The following is a 17,964-nucleotide window of genomic DNA, read 5'->3' as shown; positions in this document are numbered from 1 at the left end:
GCCCTGATCAGATCCGCGCGACGTGCAGAACGCGCGCGCACTCCTGCGCATCGATCGCCGTCGCGCAGGCGGTGTCGAGCATCACGCCCGCATCGTGCGGCGCAACCGAACCAAAGGCGCAGCGAAAATCGGACAGGCGGCCAGTCGCCACCAGTGATTCGGTGCCGCCGACGACATCGCTGCCGACCACGGTCGCCTCCGCTGCCTCCCGCACAGAGCGTACCGCGTCGATCCGCGCCGTCATGGTCGGTCCGCCATCGAAGATGTCGATATATTTTTCGAACGCGAACCCTTCATTCTCGAGCATCCGCATCGCGGCGCGGCCGGAGGGGTGGGGCAGGCCAATCGCGGCACGCGCGCTTTCGGAAAGCATCGCGGTATAGATGGGGTGCTTGGGCATCAGATCGGCGATGAACTGGTGCCCGTTGATCGCATTGAAGGCGTCCGCCTCCTGGAAATTCATCCCGAAGAAACGCCCGGCGAGCCCGTCCCAGAAGGGCGAGCCCCCGGCTTCGTCGATGACGCCGCGCAGTTCCGCGAGCACGCGATCGCCGAAGCGCGCGCGATGCGCCTTGATGAAGAGGTAGCGGCTGCGCGCGAGCAGCAGTCCGAGGCCGCCGGCGCGTTCGCCCGGGTGGAGGAAGAGGCCGCCGACCTCGCTCGATCCCTCGAGATCGGTGGTGAGCGCCAGCATCTCCGCACGGAAGGTGCGGTCGAGTTCGCGGCTATGCTGGGTCAGCGTGCTGATCCGGTAGCTGTAGAAGGGATGCTTCTGGCCGACCTGCGTGAAGATCTGGCAGGTTCCGCGCACGTCGCCGGTGGCGGTATTTTCCAGGATCAGGACGAAGAGTTCGTCCTCCACCGTCGGTTCGTCGCGTGCGAAGGCGGCGTGGCTGCGATCCAGCTTCATCTTCAGGGCGCGTCGGTCGGGAGGCAGGTTGGTGAATCCGCCGCCGGTCAGCTTCGCCATCTCATAGAGATGCGCAAGATCCTCATCACGTGCTGCCCGGACAACAAACGTCACAAACCCTCCTTCGCCAGTCGCAAGATGGTGACGGCCGACAGCGCGGCGCGTTCGGCCAGGCTGTCGACGATCAGGAATTCATCGGCGGAGTGAATTGCGCCCCCGCGCACCCCCATGGTGTCGATGACGGGCGTTCCCGTCGCCGCGATATTGTTGCCGTCGCACACCCCGCCGGTGTCGCGCCAGGCAATCGGCAGGTCGAGATCGGCGCCGCTCCGCCGCACCAGTTCGAACAGGCGCGCCGCCTGCGGGTCGATCGGCTTGGGCGGGCGATTGAAGCTGCCGTGCACCTCGACCCGAACGTCGTGAGCTGCACTGACCGTCGCGACCGCGGCGTCGATCGCCTGCCGGGCGCGCGTGATCTCCTCCGCATCGCGGGGGCGGAAATTGACGCGCAGGACGGCGAGGTCGGGCACGACATTGTTGGGGCCGCCGCCATCGATGCGCGCCGGATTGACCGACAGCCGCGGACCTTTCGCCGCGTCCAGCGCGAGCGCGATGGCGGCGGCGGCGACGATGGCGTTGCGGCCATCCTCCGGATTGCGACCGGCATGCGCCGCGCGGCCCCGCACGACGATGGAGAAATTGCCCGTGCCGCCCCGCGCGCCGGCGAGCGTGCCATCGGGCAGGGCGGGCTCATAGGTCAGCGCGGCGAGCTTCCCTCGTGCGGCCTGCTCGATCAGCGGAGCCGAGGAGAAAGAGCCGGTTTCCTCGTCCGAATTGATGACGACATCATAGCCGATCGGGCAGCCGACCGCCTCGATCGCCTCCAGCGCCGCGATCATCACCGCGAGGCCGCCCTTCATGTCGGCGACGCCGGGGCCGTTGATCGTGCCGTCAGGCCGGTCGACCAAGGTCTGGAACGGGTGATCGGCGGGATAAACCGTGTCCATATGCCCGGTCAGGAGCAGTCGCCGGGGGGCATCCGGCCGCACGACGAAGTGAAGATGCCGGCCGTGCACGACCGGGCAGACGCCGCCGTCGATCGCCACGCGCTCTGCCAGGGCAGGTTCCACCACCGTCAATGTACCGGGCAGGCCAGACAGCGCGTCGGCGAGCAGATCGGCGACGATCGCCAGCCCCGCCAGGTTTCCCGTGCCGCTGTTCACCGCCGCCCACTGCCGGGTGCGCGCGAGCATCGGCGACTGAGCGGCACGCCGCACCGCTTGTTCCTCGACCGGGGTCAGCATTGTCATCAATTGCGGCTGCTAGCGGATGCAGCGAGCATCGACCACCCCGGCAACCTGCGAGTGATTCTCAAGGGTCCACGCCTTGCCCCGAGGGGCTGCCGGGCCTAAAGCGGCGGCGAATTTTTCATTCGCACGTGCGAGAGCAGCCTGAGAAAGCGCCATGGTCGACCTGTCGCAATATCTGCCTATTTTGATGTTCCTGGCGATTGCGCTGCTTTTGTCGGCGGCGTTCGTCTTCCTGCCGATGGCGGTGTCGCGAGTCACCGGATCGTACAAGCCATCGGTCGAAAAGCTCAGCGAATATGAGTGCGGCTTTCCCGCGTTCGAGGATAGCCGCGCGCAATTTGACGTGCGTTTTTATCTAGTTGCGATCCTTTTTATCATCTTTGATCTCGAAGCCGCGTTCCTATTTCCCTGGGCGGTAAGCGTGTTCGATCTCGGCTGGACCGCCTGGATCAGCATGATGATCTTCATTGGCGAGCTCGCCCTCGGGCTCGTCTACGCCTGGAAGACAGGCGCACTGGATTGGGAATGACCATGCACTCCGGCCCCGTTGAATTGCCGCGCGACGCTCGCGCGATCTCCAGTGGGACGGGCCTCGTTCAGCCCGATCCCGGCTTCTTCAACGATCTGAATGGCGAGCTGACCGACAAGGGCTTCCTTGTCACGTCCACGGAAGAGCTGTTCCAGTGGGCGCGTACCGGCTCGCTGTGGTGGATGACGTTCGGTCTCGCCTGCTGCGCGGTGGAAATGATCCACGTCAACATGCCGCGCTATGACCTGGAGCGTTTTGGCGCCGCGCCGCGCGCGTCCCCGCGCCAGTCGGACGTGATGATCGTCGCCGGCACGCTGTGCAACAAGATGGCCCCGGCGCTGCGCCGCGTGTACGATCAGATGTCGGAGCCGAAATACGTCATCTCGATGGGCTCGTGCGCCAATGGTGGCGGCTATTACCATTATAGCTACAGCGTCGTGCGCGGCTGCGATCGCGTGGTGCCGGTCGACATCTATGTCCCGGGCTGCCCGCCGACCGCCGAGGCGCTGCTGTATGGCATCATGCAGCTGCAGCGGAAGATCCGCCGATCGGGGAGCATCGAACGGTGAGGGCGCCCGCACCCCGCTGGGCGGCCGAGCTCAACGGCGCGACGCTGGAGGCGGCGCGTGCCGCCATTCCGCAGGGGCTGGTCGATGCGTTCGAGCATGTCGGCGAGATCCAGCTGCACGTTCACCGCGACTATCTGGTCGCGGCGCTGACCGCGCTGCGCGACACGCCGGGCCTTGAATATCAGCAGCTGATGGACATCGCCGGGGTGGATTATCCCGATCGCGGCGAGGAGCGGTTCGAGGTGGTCTATTGCCTCCTCTCGCTGACCCGCAACCATCGGCTGCACGTCCATGTCGCCGCCAGCGAGGACACGCCAGTGCCGACGGTGACCGACCTGTGGCCGGTTGCTGGCTGGTATGAGCGCGAAGTGTACGACATGTACGGCGTGCTGTTCGCCGGCAATCGCGACCTGCGCCGGATCCTGACCGATTATGGCTTCCGCGGGCATCCGCAGCGCAAGGACTTCCCGCTGACCGGGTTCGTCGAGATGCGCTATTCGGAAGAGGCGAAGCGGGTGGTGTACGAGCCGGTGAAGCTGGCGCAGGATTTCCGCACGTTCGATTTCACCAGTCCCTGGGAAGGCGCCGAATACGTCCTGCCGGGTGACGAGAAGGGCGCTGCGCTGCCCGAGGCGAAGGGTGCGCCGACGCCGCTCAACGCCGATGCGATCCGCAAGGCCGACGACAATCAGAGCGCTACCAAGCCGGCGCAGGCGCCGAGCGAGCCCTACGCCAAGAAGGATGCGACGAGCACCGCCCAGACCGGTGCCGGCAACCCGCATCCGCACGCGACTCCGAAGCCATCCGACCCCGACGTCGTTCCCGGCAAGGGAGGGCAGAACCAATGACCGATTTCCCAACGCTCGATAAGGTCGTCGACGCCGAGGTCGATCCCGCCGTCGCCAAGGCGGTCGGCGTGCTTGACGGCGCACATGACACGCACGGCGACGTCGCGATCCAGAACTACACCATCAACTTCGGCCCGCAGCATCCCGCGGCGCACGGCGTGCTTCGGCTCGTCATGGAGCTGGACGGCGAGATCGTCGAGCGGATCGATCCGCACGTCGGCCTGCTTCACCGGGGCACCGAGAAGCTGATCGAGTACAAGACCTACGCACAGGCGATCCCGTACTTCGATCGCCTCGATTACTGTTCGCCAATGTGCATGGAGCACACCTTCGTGCTCGCGATCGAGAAGCTGCTCGATCTCGAAGTGCCGATCCGCGCGCAATATCTTCGCGTGTTCTTCGCCGAGCTGACGCGCATCAAGAACCACATGCTGAACCTGGGCAGCCATGTGATGGACGTCGGCGCGATGACGCCGAACCTGTGGCTGTTCGAGCTGCGCGAAGATTGCATGAACTTCTATGAGCGTGCGTCGGGCGCGCGCATGCACGCGAATTACTTCCGCCCGGGCGGCGTTCACCAGGACGTGCCGCTGAAGCTGCTGACCGACATTGCCGAATGGCTCGACACGCGCCTGCCGCAATTGTTCGAGGACGCGATCAGCCTCGTCGCCGACAACCGCATCTTCAAGCAGCGCAACGTCGATATCGGCGTGGTGTCGCGCGATGACGCGATCCGCTGGGGCTTCTCGGGTCCGATGATCCGTGGCGCTGGCGTGCCATGGGATCTGCGCAAGTCGCAGCCGTATGACGTGTACGACCGGATGGATTTCGACATCCCCGTCGGCACCAAGGGCGATTGCTACGATCGCTTCATGGTGCGCGTCGAGGAGGTCCGTCAGTCCGCGCGGATCATGAAGCAGTGCCTGGCGGAAATGCCCGAGGGGCCGATCGCCAGTCTCGATCGCAAGGTCGTGCCGCCCAAGCGTGGCGAGATGAAGCAATCGATGGAAGCGCTGATCCATCACTTCAAGCTCTACACCGAAGGCTATCACGTGCCGGCGGGCGAAGTGTACGTCGCGACGGAAAGCCCGAAGGGTGAGTTCGGTGTCTACCTGGTGTCCGATGGCACCAACAAGCCGTACCGCTGCAAAATCCGTCCGACCGCCTTCAGCCACCTGCAGGCAATGGATTTCATGAGCCGCGGCCACATGCTCGCGGACACCACCGCGATCCTGGGCGCGATGGATATCGTTTTTGGTGAATGTGACCGCTGATGGCTGACGCACCCCAGATCCCTGACGAGGCAGAGGTTCGCGCCCGCTGGAACAATTTCCAGTGGACCGACGAAAACCGCGAGAAGCGCAACGCCATTCTCGCCCGCTACCCGGCCGGCCGTGAACAGTCCGCATCGATCCCGCTGCTTGATCTGGCGCAGCGCCAGGTCGGGGCGGAGACGAATACGCAAGGCTGGTTGCCGATCCCGGTGATCGAGTACGTCGCACGCGAGATCGGCGTGCCGTATATCCGCGTGCTCGAGGTCGCGACCTTCTACACCATGTTCAATCTGGCACCGGTTGGCCGTTTCCACGTGCAGGTGTGCGGCACGACCCCGTGTATGCTGCGCGGGTCGGATGATGTGCTGGCGGCATGCAAGAACAAGGGCCTGATCAAGGGCAAGACCACGCCCGATGGCCTGTTCACGCTGACTGAGGTCGAGTGCATGGGCAATTGCGCCTCTGCCCCGATGGTCCAGATCAACGACGATAATTTCGAGGATCTTGACTACGATCGCACCGTCGCGATCCTTGATGCGCTGGCGCGCGGCGAGCAGCCGAAGGCGGGCACGCAGGAGCCCGGCCGTCACACGGTCGAGCCGCTGGGCGGGCCGACGACGCTGACCGCAATGGTCAACGAAAACCACGATTACCGCAACGAGTGGAACACGTCGTCGGTGGGAGCGAGCGCATGAGCGTGATCACGTCCCTGACGGACAAGGACCGGATCTTCACCAACCTGTACGGCTATCAGCCGTGGACGTTGCAGGCGGCGCGCGGCCGCGGCGATTGGGACAATACCAAGGCGCTGCTGGAGCTTGGCCAAGACAAGATCATCGACGTGATCAAGGCGTCCGGCCTGCGCGGTCGTGGCGGCGCCGGCTTCCCGACCGGCACGAAGTGGTCGTTCATGCCCAAGACGCCGAGCCCCGAGCGGCCTAGCTTCCTGGTCATCAACGCCGACGAATCCGAGCCGGGTTCGTGCAAGGACCGCGAGATCATCCGCCACGATCCGCACAAGCTGATCGAAGGCGCGCTGGTCGCCGGTTTCGCGATGCGCGCGCGTGCGGCGTACATCTACATCCGCGGTGAATATATCCGCGAGGCAGAGACGCTCTTCGCCGCGGTGCAGGAAGCGTATGACGCCGGCCTCGTCGGCAAGAACGCCTGCGGTTCGGGCTACGACTTCGACGTCTTCGTCCACCGTGGCGCTGGCGCGTACATCTGCGGCGAAGAAACCGCGATGATCGAAAGCCTGGAAGGCAAGAAGGGTCAGCCGCGCCTGAAGCCGCCATTCCCGGCCGGGGCCGGCCTTTATGGCTGCCCGACAACGGTCAACAACGTTGAAAGCATCGCGGTTGCGCCGACGATCCTGCGGCGCGGCGCTGAATGGTTCGCCAGCTTTGGCGCGGAGAACAACCGCGGCACCAAGCTGTTCCAGATCAGCGGCCATGTCGAAAAGCCCTGCGTCGTCGAGGAATCGATGAGCATCCCGTTCCGCGAGCTGATCGAGAAGCATTGTGGCGGCATTCGCGGCGGGTGGGACAATCTGCTCGCGGTTATTCCGGGTGGTTCGTCGGTGCCATTGGTGCCAGCGAAGGACATCATGGATGCGCCGATGGACTTCGACGGCCTGAAAGCGGTGGGCTCCGGCCTCGGCACGGCGGCGATCATCGTCATGGACAAGTCGACCGACATCGTCCGCGCGATCAGCCGCATCTCGTACTTCTACAAGCACGAGAGCTGCGGCCAGTGCACGCCGTGCCGTGAGGGTACCGGCTGGATGTGGCGTGTGATGGAGCGGCTGCGCACCGGTGACGCCGAGATCGGCGAGATCGACATGCTGCAGCAGGTCACCAAGCAGGTCGAAGGTCACACCATCTGCGCGCTGGGCGACGCGGCTGCCTGGCCGATCCAGGGTCTCATCCGCCACTTCCGCCCCGAGCTGGAACGCCGCATCACCGAACGTAAGGGCGGCGATCTCGCCCCCATGCAGGAAGCTGCAGAGTAATGCCAAAGCTGAAGGTAGACGGGATCGAAGTCGAGGTGCCGCAGGGCGCCACGGTGCTGCAGGCGTGCGAGATCGCCGGCAAGGAAATCCCGCGTTTCTGTTATCACGAGCGGCTGTCGATCGCCGGCAACTGCCGCATGTGCCTGGTCGAGGTGAAGCCCGGACCGCCCAAGCCGCAGGCGTCGTGCGCGCTGCCGGCGGCGGACAATCAGGAAGTCTTCACCAACACGCCGATGGTGAAGCACGCCCGCGAGGGCGTGATGGAATTCCTGCTGATCAACCACCCGCTCGATTGCCCGATCTGCGATCAGGGCGGCGAGTGCGATCTGCAGGACCAGGCGGTCGCTTATGGACGTGGTCACAGCCGCTTCCAGGAGAACAAGCGCGCCGTCACCGAGAAGTACATGGGTCCGATCGTGAAGACGGTGATGACCCGGTGCATCCAGTGCACGCGCTGCGTCCGCTTCGCCGAGGAAGTGTCGGGCGTGGAAGAGATCGGCGCGCTGTACCGCGGCGAGAACATGCAGATCACCTCCTACCTCGAGAAGGCGGTGACGAGCGAGCTGAGTGGCAACGTCGTCGACCTGTGCCCGGTCGGGGCACTGACGTCGAAGCCCTATGCGTTCGAAGCGCGCCCGTGGGAGCTGAAGAAGACGCTGACGATCGACGTCATGGACGCGGTCGGCACCAACATCCGCCTCGACAGCCGTGGCCGGCAGGTGCTGCGCGCGCTGCCGCGGGTGAATGACGACGTCAACGAGGAGTGGGCGACCGACAAGACCCGCCATGCGGTGGACGGCCTGGTGCGTCGCCGGCTCGACCGCCCCTATGTACGGCGCGACGGCAAGCTCGTTCCGGTCACCTGGGACGAGGCATTTGCCGCGATCGCCGAGGTCGCGAAGACGGCGGGAAGCAGCGTTGCGGCAGTCGCCGGTGATATTGTCGATTGCGAGACGATGTTCGCGGCCAAGGCGCTGCTGGGATCAATGGGCTCGTCGCTTCTCGAAGGACGGCAGACAGGCATGGACTACGACACGTCCAGCCTGGCGGCGGTGAATTTCAACACCACCATCGCCAGCATGGAGCGTGCCGACGCGATCCTGCTGGTGGGCACGAACCTTCGCTGGGAAGCCAGCCTGGTCAACACGCGCGTGCGCAAGGCGATCAAGCGCGGCGCGAAGGTGTTTGCGATCGGCCCGGAAACGGACCTGTCGTACAAGGTCGAGTGGCTGGGCCAGGATCTGTCTATCCTCGCCAACCTGCCTGAGGCCGTGACCGAAGCATTCGGCAAGGCCGAGCGGCCGGCGTTGATCGTCGGCGGCGGCGCGCTGAAGCATGCGCATGGCGCAACGCTGGAGCTTGCCAAGTCGCTGAACCTCGTACGCGACGGCTGGAATGGCTATAATGTCGTGCATTTCTCGGCCGCGCGGATGGGCGGCCTGATGCTCGGCTATGCACAGAAGGCCGGTATTTCGGCGCTTTACGACGCAAAGCTCGCCTTCTTCCTCGGTGCCGACGAGTGCGATTTCACGCGCTTCACCGGCTTCAAGGTCTATGTCGGCCATCATGGCGACAAGGGTGCAGCAGCGGCGGATGTCGTTCTGCCGGGCGCGAGCTATGCCGAAAAGTCGGGCACTTATGTGAACCTGGAGGGCCGCGTTCAGCGTGGTAATCGCGCGGTGTTCGCACCGGGCGATGCACGCGAGGACTGGACGATCTTCCGCGCGCTTTCGGAAAAGCTCGGCTCGGTGCTGCCGTTCGATACGATGGACGAACTGCGCGCCGCGATGGCGCTGGATTGCCCGGAACTCGCCAATGAGGGCCTGGTGACCTTTCCCTGGTCGCCGCCGTCGCTCGATACCGCTGCACAGGGCGTGCTTGAGGGATATCCGATCAAGGATTTCTACCTCACCAACGCAATCTGCCGCGCGTCGCCGACGATGCAGCGTTGCTCGGCTGAACTGGTGCACGGCGAAACCTTCGCGGAGGCCGCGGAATGACCGCCTTCTTCAACACCACGCTGGGCCTTTCGTACGACTGGGCCTGGTTCCTGGCGACGCTGGTCGGCATTCTCGTGATTGCGCTGCCGCTGATGCTGGCCGTCGCGATGATCATCTACGCCGATCGCAAGATCTGGGCGGCGATGGCGCTGCGTCGCGGCCCTAACGTAGTCGGTCCCTTCGGCTTGCTGCAGTCGTTTGCCGACGGCCTGAAGGTGTTCCTGCAGGAAACGATCGTACCGGCAGCGGCCAATCGCGGCCTCTTCATCCTGGCGCCGATCATCACCTTCACCGTGGCGCTGATCGTCTGGGCGGTGGTGCCGTTCGACCTGGGCGTCGTGCTGGCGGACATCAACGTCGGCCTGCTGTACGTTCTCGCAGCCTCGTCGCTCGGCGTATACGGGATCATCCTGGCGGGCTGGTCGTCCAATTCGAAATATCCATTCTTCTCCGCCATCCGCGCCGCGGCGCAGATGGTGAGCTATGAAGTCGCGATCGGCTTCGTGCTGATCTCGGTCATCCTGTGGGCGGGTACGTTCAACCTGACCGGGATCGTCGAGGCGCAGCGCGGCGTGCTGGGAACGCCGATCAACGGCTTCTTCCTCAATCCGCTGCTGTTCCCGATGGCGATCGTGTTCTTCATCTCGGCGCTGGCCGAGACGCAGCGCGCGCCGTTCGATCTGACCGAGGCGGAATCGGAACTCGTCGCCGGTTACCAGACCGAATATTCGTCGATGAGCTTCGCGCTCTACTGGCTCGGCGAATATGCCAATGTGATCCTGATGTGCGTGCTGAACGCGACGCTGTTCTGGGGCGGTTATCTGCCGCCGTTCGACTGGGCGCCGCTTTACTACGTGCCGGGTATCATCTGGCTGTTTGCCAAGACGCTGTTCTTCTTCTTCTGCTTCAGCTGGGTGAAGGCGACGGTGCCCAGGTACCGTTATGACCAGCTGATGCGGCTGGGCTGGAAGGTGTTCCTTCCGCTGTCACTGTTCTGGGTATTTCTCGTGTCGGGCGTGCTGATGCTCTACCGGGTTGGGATCTGACGATGGGTATCGCTTCGACGATCAAAGCCTTCACACTCTGGGAGTTCGTGAAGGCTCACGCCTTGACCTTGAAGTATTTCTTCAAGCCGAAGGCGACGATCAACTATCCGTTTGAGCGCAACCCGCTCTCGCCGCGGTTCCGCGGGGAGCACGCGCTGCGTCGCTATCCCAATGGCGAGGAACGCTGCATCGCGTGCAAGCTGTGCGAGGCGGTCTGCCCCGCGCAGGCGATCACGATCGAGGCCGAGCCGCGCGACGACGGTAGCCGCCGTACGACGCGCTACGACATCGACATGACCAAGTGCATCTACTGCGGGCTGTGCCAGGAGGCCTGCCCGGTGGACGCGATCGTCGAGGGGCCGAACTACGAATTCTCGACCGAGACCCGCGAGGAGCTGATCTACGACAAGGCAAAGCTGCTCGATAACGGTGATCGCTGGGAAAGCGCGATTGCGGCAAACATTGCCGCGGACGCGGCATATCGATAGGCGGCGCGCGATGATTCAACGGCTTTTCCAGGTGTCGGCATGATCCAGGCCCTCGCCTTCTACCTTTTCGCGATCGTGGTGCTCACGTCGGGCGTGATGACGATTGCCTCGCGCAATCCGGTGCACAGCGTGCTGTGGCTGATCCTGGCGTTCTTCAACGCCGCCGGCCTGACGGTGCTGGTCGGTGCCGAGTTCATCGCGATGCTGCTGGTCATCGTGTACGTCGGCGCGGTCGCCGTGCTGTTCCTGTTCGTCGTCATGATGCTTGACATCGACTTCGCCGAGCTGCGCGCTGGTTTCGTGCGCTATTTCGGCATCGGCCTGATCCTGGCGGTGGCGCTGGTGTGCGAGATCATCATCGGGATCGGCGCGTGGAGCGAGGGCGGCGTCGACCTGGCCCGTCGCGGCGCGCCGATTGACCCGACGATCCCGAACATCCAGGCGATCGGAAACCTGCTGTACACCCGCTACCTCTTCGTCTTCGAAGCGGCCGGCCTGGTGCTGCTGGTTGCCATGATCGGTGCGATCGTGCTGACCCATCGTCAGCGCCAGGGAGTTCGCCCGCAGAATATCGCGCAGCAGATCGCGCGCCGTCCGCAGGACGCGACGCGCAATGTGCGGCCGGAAATCGGACAGGGGGTGCAGCTGTGAGTGGCGGAGTTGGTCTGGTCCACTATCTCGTCGTGGCAGCACTGCTGTTCACGACCGGGGTGCTGGGCATCTTCCTCAACCGGAAGAACATCATCGTCATTCTGATGGCGATCGAGCTCATCCTGCTGGCGGTGAACATCAACCTGGTCGCCTTCTCCTCAGCGTTGGGCGATCTGGTCGGTCAGGTCTTTGCGATGTTCGTGCTGACGGTTGCTGCCGGTGAGGCGGCGATCGGTCTGGCGATCCTCGTCATTTTCTTCCGAGGCCGGGGCTCTATCTCGGTTGATGATCCCAGCCGGATGAAGGGCTGAACGACCCGTGACATCGATCCTCTTCATCGTATTCCTGCCGCTGCTTGCGGCGATCATCGCTGGCTTCGGCAACAAGTCGATCCCAGGCGCGGTTGCCAAGGGCGTGACCACTGGCGCACTGTTCATTTCGTGCGCGTTGTCGTGGCCGATCTTCCTCGGCTTCATGTCGGGTGGGCTCAGCGCCAGCGTCACGCCGGTGCTGCACTTTCTCACCTCTGGTACGTTTGACGCGTCGTGGACGCTCCGCGTCGATGCGCTGACCAGCGTGATGCTGGTGGTGATCACCAGCGTCTCTGCGCTCGTTCACCTTTATAGCTGGGGCTATATGAGCGAGGACCCGGATCAGCCGCGGTTCTTCGCCTATCTGTCGCTGTTCACTTTCGCGATGCTGATGCTGGTGACGGCGGACAACCTGATCCAGATGTTCTTCGGTTGGGAAGGCGTCGGCCTCGCCAGCTACCTGCTGATCGGTTTCTGGTTCAAGAAGCCGAGCGCGCAGGCCGCTGCGATCAAGGCGTTCGTCGTCAACCGCGTCGGTGACCTTGGCTTTATGCTGGGTATCTTCGCAACCTATCTGGTGTTCGACACGGTTTCGATCCCCGCCATTCTGGAGATGGCGCCGGGCATGGCCGGATCGACGATCGGCTTCCTTGGCTATCGTTTCGACACCATGACGGTGATCTGTTTGCTGCTGTTCGTCGGCGCGATGGGCAAGTCGGCACAGCTCGGCCTCCACACCTGGCTGCCGGACGCGATGGAAGGCCCGACCCCGGTGTCGGCGCTGATCCACGCGGCGACGATGGTCACCGCTGGTGTCTTCATGGTCTGCCGCCTGTCGCCGATGTTCGAAGCATCGCCGACAGCGCTGTTGGTGGTCACCGGTGTTGGCGCGGCGACCTGCCTGTTCGCTGCAACGGTCGGCACCACGCAGACCGACATCAAGCGCGTGATCGCTTATTCGACCTGTTCGCAGCTGGGCTACATGTTCTTCGCCGCGGGCGTCGGCGCCTATGGCGCGGCGATGTTCCACCTGTTCACGCATGCCTTCTTCAAAGCGCTGCTGTTCCTCGGCGCCGGCTCGGTCATCCATGCGATGCACCATGAGCAGGACATGCGGTTCTACGGTGGGCTGCGGAAGCATATCCCGATCACCTTCTGGGCGATGATGCTGGGCACGCTCGCCATCACCGGCGTGGGCATCTACGGGATCGGCGGCTTCGCCGGCTTCCACTCGAAGGATGCGATCCTTGAAGTGGCCTGGGCATCGGGCCGCGGGCAGGGCGCCTTCTGGGTGGGCACGTTCGCTGCGCTGCTGACGAGCTTCTACTCGTGGCGGCTGATGTTCCTGACCTTCTGGGGCAAGCCGCGCTGGGCCGGGTCGGAGCATATCCAGCACGCCGTGCACGACCATCACCACGATCATCCGGTCCATGACGCGGACGATCACGGTGCCGAGGCGCATGGCGGCGGCGTTGCGCACGAGGATGCCGGCCATTCGCCGCATGCCCACGGCGCGGACGCTGAAGAAGTGCCCACCGGTACCGCTGGCTATCATCCGCATGAAAGCCCGCTGTTCATGCTGATCCCGCTGATTGTCCTATCGATCGGCGCGGTGTTCGCCGGCTTCGTGTTCCATTACTGGTTCATCGAACCGGAGGCGGGCGAAGCGTTCTGGCGTGGCTCGATCGCGTTCAACGAGCATCTGGCGCATGAAATGCACCAGGTTCCGTTGCTGGTGAAGTTGGCGGCGACCATCGTCATGATCATCGGTTTGGCCCTCGCGTGGACCGCCTACATCTGGCGGACGGACATCCCGAAGCGCTTCACCACGACGTTCGACGTGCTGTACAACTTCATCGCTCACAAATGGTATTTCGACGAACTGTACGACCTGTTGTTCGTGCGCCCGTCCTTCGCCATCGGCCGCTTCCTGTGGCACAAGGGTGATGAAGGGACGATCGACCGGTTCGGTCCGAACGGATCGGCGTGGATCGTGGCTCAGTCGAGCCGCGTCGCGGGCCGGATCCAGACGGGATACGTCTATACCTATGCGTTCGTGATGCTGATCGGCCTTACCGCCGCTGCAACCTGGGTGATCGCAGGATGACCCAGCACGCTTCTTTCGTTCGCGCTGAGCCTGGCGAAGCGCTGTACTTCTTCACCCCGTTCGAAGGGGCAGGGCTGGGCGTCGTAGCGTCTCGCCCGAACGGTCTGTTGGGGGCGAAGTGACCGGTTTCCCGATCCTTTCCATGATGCTTGCGATCCCGGCCCTTGCAGCGATCGCCTGCTTCTTCCTGTCCGCTCAGAGTGCGCGCTGGCTCGCCCTGGCGGCGACGCTCGCCGATCTCGCCTTGGGCGTGATCCTGTGGCTGAGCTTCGACATCGGCGGAGCACAGTGGCAGTTCGTCGAATATGCGCCGGTGTTCGGGCGGTTCGCCTGGGCGCTGGGCATCGACGGGTATGCCCTGCTGCTCATCATGCTGAGCGTGTTCCTGATGCCGATCTGCATCGGGGCGTCGTGGCAGGCGATCGAGAAGCGCGTGCCGGAATATATGGCGATGTTCCTGCTGACCGAGGTGCTGATGATCGGCACCTTCGCGGCGCAAGATATTTTCCTGTTCTACATCTTCTTCGAAGCCGGCCTGATCCCGATGTTCCTGATCATCGGCATCTGGGGTGGCGCGAACCGCATCTACGCGTCGTACAAGTTCTTCCTGTACACGCTGCTCGGCTCGCTGCTGATGTTCATCGCGATGCTTTACATGAGCATCACCGCCGACACGACGTCGATCCCGGCGCTGATGAACTATGACTTCCCACCGGATGTTCAGACGTGGCTGTGGCTGGCGTTCTTCGCCTCCTTCGCGGTGAAGATGCCGATGTGGCCAGTTCACACCTGGCTTCCCGACGCACACGTTCAGGCGCCGACCGCCGGCTCCGTGATCCTGGCGGGCGTGCTGCTGAAGCTGGGCGGCTATGGCTTCCTGCGCTTCAGCCTGCCGATGTTCCCGGAGGCGTCCGAATCGCTGGTGTGGCTGGTGTTCGGCCTCAGCGCCGTGGCGGTGATCTACACCAGCCTCGTCGCGCTGGTGCAGTCCGACATGAAGAAGCTGATCGCTTATTCGTCGGTCGCGCACATGGCGATCGTGACGATCGGCCTGTTCGCGTTCAACGCGCAGGGCATCGAGGGCGCAATGCTGGTGATGCTGGGCCACGGCCTTGTATCGGCCGCATTGTTCCTGTGTGTTGGGGTCATCTATGACCGCCTGCATACCCGTGAGATTTCGCGCTACGGCGGCCTCGCCAACAACATGCCGCGTTACGCGGTCCTGTTCCTGCTGTTCACCATGGCCTCGATCGGTCTGCCGGGCACCAGCAACTTCCCGGGCGAACTGCTGGCGCTGATGGGCACGTACCAGGTGTCGACCACGATCGCCCTGCTGTGCACCACCGGCATCATCCTGGGTGCAGCGTACATGCTGTACCTGTACCGCCGGGTGGTGTGGGGTGAGATCAAGTCGGAGGAGGTTCGCGCGATGCCGGACCTGTCGACGCGCGAACTGTGGTTGCTGGCCCCGATCGCTGCCGTCGTCCTGTGGATGGGCGTATATCCGGAAAGCTTCATCGCCCCGATGCGCGCCGACACCGAGCGGCTGATGGCGCGCATCGAGCGTGCGAAGCCGGCCGGTGATTCACTGCCGACGCCGGGCACCGGTGTGGCGCCTGCCGCGCATGGTGCCGGCCATGCGGCCACTGGTTCTTCTGCTGCTGTATCTGACGCCCATGGGGAGGCGCATTGATGGACTACGCATCGCAGGTCGCGATGACCCTTCCCGAGATCGTGCTGGCGCTGGGTGCGTTGGCATTGATGCTGGTGGCTGCGTGGGGCGGCCCGGCGTCGACGCGCGCGGTGTCGTGGACGGCCGTGGCAATCTTGGGCGGCGCATGCCTGGCGCTGATCGGGCCGGCCACCAACGGCGGCTCCGCATTCGACGGCATGTATCGCGCCGACGCCTTTGCCGGTTTCTCCAAGGTGCTGATCTATCTGACGGCAGCGGTTGCCATCCTGCTGGCCCCGCGTTTCTTCGAGCGCACGGCCGGTGATGACTTGCGTCCGGAATATCCGGTCCTGATCCTGCTGTCGGCGATCGGCATGGGCGTGATGGTGTCGGCGGGCGACCTGCTGACGCTGTACATCGGCCTCGAGCTGCAGAGCCTGGCGGCCTATGTTCTCGCCAGCTTCATGCGGCAGGACCAGCGGTCGGCAGAAGCAGGCCTCAAGTATTTCGTCCTGGGCGCACTGGCGAGCGGGATCCTGCTCTATGGCATCAGCCTGGTGTACGGCTTCACCGGTTCGACCATGTTCGACGAGATTGCAGGCGCCTATGCGTCGGCGCCGTTGAGCGGCGATGGCCGATCGATCGGTCTGATGTTCGGCCTGGTGTTCGTCTTTGCGGGCATCGCCTTCAAGATCAGCGCCGTGCCGTTCCACATGTGGACGCCGGATGTCTATGAAGGCGCCCCGACGCCGGTCACCGCATTCTTCGCATCCGCGCCGAAGGTTGCCGCCATGGGCCTCGCGGTCCGTGTCGCGATCGAAGCGATGGGCCCGGCGGAGGACCAGTGGCGCCAGATCGTGATCTTCGCCGCGCTGGCCTCGATCATCTTCGGTGCGGTTGCTGCTATCGGTCAGAGCAACATCAAGCGGCTGTTGGCCTACTCGTCGATCAACAACGTGGGCTTCGCACTGATCGGTCTGGCTGCGGCCACGCCTGAAGGTGTCGCTGCGGTCCTGACCTATATGACGATCTACGTCATCATGACGCTGGGCTCGTTCCTTGTCGTGCTTCAAATGCGCACGCCTGAGGGGCAACCGGTAGAGACGCTCGAGTCGCTGGCGGGTCTGTCGCGCACGCGGCCGTGGCTTGCGGCTGGCCTAGCGATCTTCATGTTCAGCCTGGCGGGTATTCCGCCGCTGTTCGGCTTCTGGGCGAAGTTTGCGGTGTTCGATGCGGCGGTTCGCGCCGGCCTGTTCCCGCTGGCCGTCATCGGCATCGCGGCGAGCACGATTGGCGCCTATTACTACCTGCGCGTCGTCAAGACGATGTACTTCGACGAGCCCACCGTGCCGTTTGGCGAGGGTGATAAGCTGGAAGGTGGCATGATCGCCTTCGCCGCTGTGGCGGTGTCGCCGCTAGGCTATCTGGCGATCCCGCTGCTGAGCGCGTGGACGATGAACGCGGCGCAGGCACTGTTCTGACGGTCACAGACCGTGAGGGCGGGGTGGTGAGCGCCGCGGACAAGGGACTCGTTCGGACGATCGCCGAGACGGGTTCCACCAACGCCGACGTACTCGCCCTCGCCGCGGCCGGCGCCCCGGAAGGGAGCTGGCTGCGGGCTGAGCGGCAGACCGCCGGGCGCGGCCGACAGGGGAAGCCATGGAGCTCCCCGATCGGCAATCTCTACGCGAGTACGCTGGTTCGGGCGCGACCGGGTGATCCGCCCGCCGCTTCGCTTGCGCTGGTATGTGCGGTGGCGCTGGCGGAGACGATCACGTCGCTGGGGTGCCCAGCGGTCACGATCAAATGGCCCAACGACCTGCTGTTGGATAACGCCAAGCTGGCGGGCATCCTGCTGGAGCGGCATGGCGATGCTATCGTCGCCGGCTTTGGCGTGAACCTCGCCAGCCATCCGTCGATCGAGGGGCGGGCGACCGCGAGCCTTGCCGGGCGCCTGTGGGTCCATTCCGCGGCCGAGCTTTACGAGCATCTCGTTGCTGACTTCGCGACCTGGCTGGATATCTGGCGCCGCGAAGGACTGGCGCCCGTCATCTCCCGCTGGGAGCGGCAGGCGCATCCGAGCGGTACGCCGCTGATCGCCAATCTGTCGGACGGCTCCTCCGTACCCGGCAAATATGATGGTCTGGCGAGTGACGGCGCGTTACGGCTGCGCTTGGCGGACGGTACCGCGCGTGTCATTCACGCGGCCGACGTGTTCCTGGTGTAGGAGAGGGAATA

At 64.3% G+C, this 17,964-nt stretch carries 17 protein-coding genes; 15 read left to right on the top strand and 2 right to left on the bottom strand.

The features are described 5' to 3' along the window. Positions 1-7: 7 nt before the first annotated feature. Together K0S66_RS07010 and K0S66_RS07005 are read right to left on the bottom strand one after the other, a co-directional pair. Complete coding sequence (locus K0S66_RS07010; protein WP_301074621.1) at positions 8-1,024, bottom strand: arginine N-succinyltransferase; 1,017 nt, start codon at positions 1,022-1,024, stop codon at positions 8-10. Further along, on the bottom strand, positions 1,021-2,220 hold the full coding sequence (locus K0S66_RS07005; protein ID WP_301074620.1) for a hydrolase: 1,200 nt from the start codon (positions 2,218-2,220) through the stop codon (positions 1,021-1,023). The genes K0S66_RS07010 and K0S66_RS07005 overlap by 4 nt, the downstream gene beginning before the upstream one ends. A 154-nt stretch (positions 2,221-2,374) precedes the next feature. Between K0S66_RS07005 and ndhC the strand changes: the two genes are divergently transcribed. The 15 genes from ndhC (at position 2,375) to K0S66_RS06930 (ending at position 17,953) form a co-directional block, all read left to right on the top strand. Continuing rightward, positions 2,375-2,749, top strand: a complete 375-nt coding sequence (ndhC, locus tag K0S66_RS07000; RefSeq protein WP_301074619.1) for an NADH-quinone oxidoreductase subunit A — start codon at positions 2,375-2,377, stop codon at positions 2,747-2,749. A 2-nt stretch (positions 2,750-2,751) separates the two neighbouring features. Beyond that, the gene (locus tag K0S66_RS06995; RefSeq protein ID WP_046410043.1) at positions 2,752-3,318 is read left to right on the top strand and encodes an NADH-quinone oxidoreductase subunit B; all 567 of its coding nucleotides are present in this window, start codon (positions 2,752-2,754) and stop codon (positions 3,316-3,318) included. After that, a complete protein-coding gene (locus tag K0S66_RS06990; protein ID WP_301074618.1) occupies positions 3,315-4,166 on the top strand; it encodes an NADH-quinone oxidoreductase subunit C in 852 nt (283 codons plus the stop codon). Before K0S66_RS06995 ends, K0S66_RS06990 begins: the two co-directional genes overlap by 4 nt. Next, positions 4,163-5,440 (top strand): NADH-quinone oxidoreductase subunit D, encoded by a 1,278-nt coding sequence (locus tag K0S66_RS06985; RefSeq protein ID WP_301074617.1) that lies wholly within the window; start codon positions 4,163-4,165, stop codon positions 5,438-5,440. Before K0S66_RS06990 ends, K0S66_RS06985 begins: the two co-directional genes overlap by 4 nt. Continuing rightward, complete coding sequence (locus tag K0S66_RS06980) at positions 5,440-6,135, top strand: NAD(P)H-dependent oxidoreductase subunit E (protein ID WP_301074616.1); 696 nt, start codon at positions 5,440-5,442, stop codon at positions 6,133-6,135. Before K0S66_RS06985 ends, K0S66_RS06980 begins: the two co-directional genes overlap by 1 nt. Continuing rightward, positions 6,132-7,451, top strand: a complete 1,320-nt coding sequence (gene nuoF / locus K0S66_RS06975; protein WP_301074615.1) for an NADH-quinone oxidoreductase subunit NuoF — start codon at positions 6,132-6,134, stop codon at positions 7,449-7,451. The genes K0S66_RS06980 and nuoF overlap by 4 nt, the downstream gene beginning before the upstream one ends. Continuing rightward, positions 7,451-9,451 (top strand): NADH-quinone oxidoreductase subunit NuoG, encoded by a 2,001-nt coding sequence (nuoG, locus tag K0S66_RS06970; RefSeq protein ID WP_301074614.1) that lies wholly within the window; start codon positions 7,451-7,453, stop codon positions 9,449-9,451. The genes nuoF and nuoG overlap by 1 nt, the downstream gene beginning before the upstream one ends. Next, positions 9,448-10,497, top strand: coding sequence for an NADH-quinone oxidoreductase subunit NuoH (gene nuoH / locus K0S66_RS06965; protein ID WP_301074613.1), 1,050 nt, complete (start codon positions 9,448-9,450; stop codon positions 10,495-10,497). Before nuoG ends, nuoH begins: the two co-directional genes overlap by 4 nt. Before the next feature lie 2 nt (positions 10,498-10,499). Further along, the gene (gene nuoI / locus K0S66_RS06960; protein WP_301074612.1) at positions 10,500-10,985 is read left to right on the top strand and encodes an NADH-quinone oxidoreductase subunit NuoI; all 486 of its coding nucleotides are present in this window, start codon (positions 10,500-10,502) and stop codon (positions 10,983-10,985) included. A 39-nt stretch (positions 10,986-11,024) separates the two neighbouring features. Beyond that, entirely contained in the window at positions 11,025-11,636 is a 612-nt protein-coding gene (locus tag K0S66_RS06955) for an NADH-quinone oxidoreductase subunit J (RefSeq protein WP_301074611.1), read from the top strand. After that, a complete protein-coding gene (nuoK, locus tag K0S66_RS06950) occupies positions 11,633-11,947 on the top strand; it encodes an NADH-quinone oxidoreductase subunit NuoK (protein ID WP_301074610.1) in 315 nt (104 codons plus the stop codon). Before K0S66_RS06955 ends, nuoK begins: the two co-directional genes overlap by 4 nt. 7 nt (positions 11,948-11,954) lie before the next feature. Beyond that, a complete protein-coding gene (gene nuoL / locus K0S66_RS06945; protein ID WP_301074609.1) occupies positions 11,955-14,054 on the top strand; it encodes an NADH-quinone oxidoreductase subunit L in 2,100 nt (699 codons plus the stop codon). A gap of 118 nt (positions 14,055-14,172) precedes the next feature. Then, positions 14,173-15,747, top strand: a complete 1,575-nt coding sequence (locus K0S66_RS06940) for an NADH-quinone oxidoreductase subunit M (RefSeq protein WP_301074608.1) — start codon at positions 14,173-14,175, stop codon at positions 15,745-15,747. Further along, positions 15,747-17,207: an NADH-quinone oxidoreductase subunit NuoN gene (gene nuoN, locus K0S66_RS06935; protein WP_301074607.1), complete on the top strand. Its 1,461-nt coding sequence runs from the start codon at positions 15,747-15,749 to the stop codon at positions 17,205-17,207. Before K0S66_RS06940 ends, nuoN begins: the two co-directional genes overlap by 1 nt. Then, positions 17,174-17,953, top strand: coding sequence for a biotin--[acetyl-CoA-carboxylase] ligase (locus K0S66_RS06930; protein WP_366520788.1), 780 nt, complete (start codon positions 17,174-17,176; stop codon positions 17,951-17,953). The genes nuoN and K0S66_RS06930 overlap by 34 nt, the downstream gene beginning before the upstream one ends. The last annotated feature ends 11 nt before the right edge of the window (positions 17,954-17,964 follow it).

Origin of the sequence: Sphingomonas sp. (assembly GCF_029239295.1) — a bacterium.
In the GTDB taxonomy this organism is placed as follows: Bacteria; Pseudomonadota; Alphaproteobacteria; order Sphingomonadales; family Sphingomonadaceae; genus Sphingomonas.
Note: the sequence above shows the minus strand (reverse complement) of the source record. Positions and strands in the feature narration are given on the sequence as shown.

Excerpts from the sequence above, each read along its gene's own strand:
- K0S66_RS07005 (WP_301074620.1), bottom strand. The coding sequence starts at position 2,220 with ATGACAATGCTGACCCCGGTCGAGGAACAAGCGGTGCGGCGTGCCGCT.
- ndhC (WP_301074619.1), top strand. The coding sequence starts at position 2,375 with ATGGTCGACCTGTCGCAATATCTGCCTATTTTGATGTTCCTGGCGATT.
- K0S66_RS06995 (WP_046410043.1), top strand. The coding sequence starts at position 2,752 with ATGCACTCCGGCCCCGTTGAATTGCCGCGCGACGCTCGCGCGATCTCC.
- K0S66_RS06985 (WP_301074617.1), top strand. The coding sequence starts at position 4,163 with ATGACCGATTTCCCAACGCTCGATAAGGTCGTCGACGCCGAGGTCGAT.
- K0S66_RS06980 (WP_301074616.1), top strand. The coding sequence starts at position 5,440 with ATGGCTGACGCACCCCAGATCCCTGACGAGGCAGAGGTTCGCGCCCGC.
- nuoF (WP_301074615.1), top strand. The coding sequence starts at position 6,132 with ATGAGCGTGATCACGTCCCTGACGGACAAGGACCGGATCTTCACCAAC.
- nuoG (WP_301074614.1), top strand. The coding sequence starts at position 7,451 with ATGCCAAAGCTGAAGGTAGACGGGATCGAAGTCGAGGTGCCGCAGGGC.
- nuoH (WP_301074613.1), top strand. The coding sequence starts at position 9,448 with ATGACCGCCTTCTTCAACACCACGCTGGGCCTTTCGTACGACTGGGCC.
- nuoI (WP_301074612.1), top strand. The coding sequence starts at position 10,500 with ATGGGTATCGCTTCGACGATCAAAGCCTTCACACTCTGGGAGTTCGTG.
- K0S66_RS06955 (WP_301074611.1), top strand. The coding sequence starts at position 11,025 with ATGATCCAGGCCCTCGCCTTCTACCTTTTCGCGATCGTGGTGCTCACG.
- nuoN (WP_301074607.1), top strand. The coding sequence starts at position 15,747 with ATGGACTACGCATCGCAGGTCGCGATGACCCTTCCCGAGATCGTGCTG.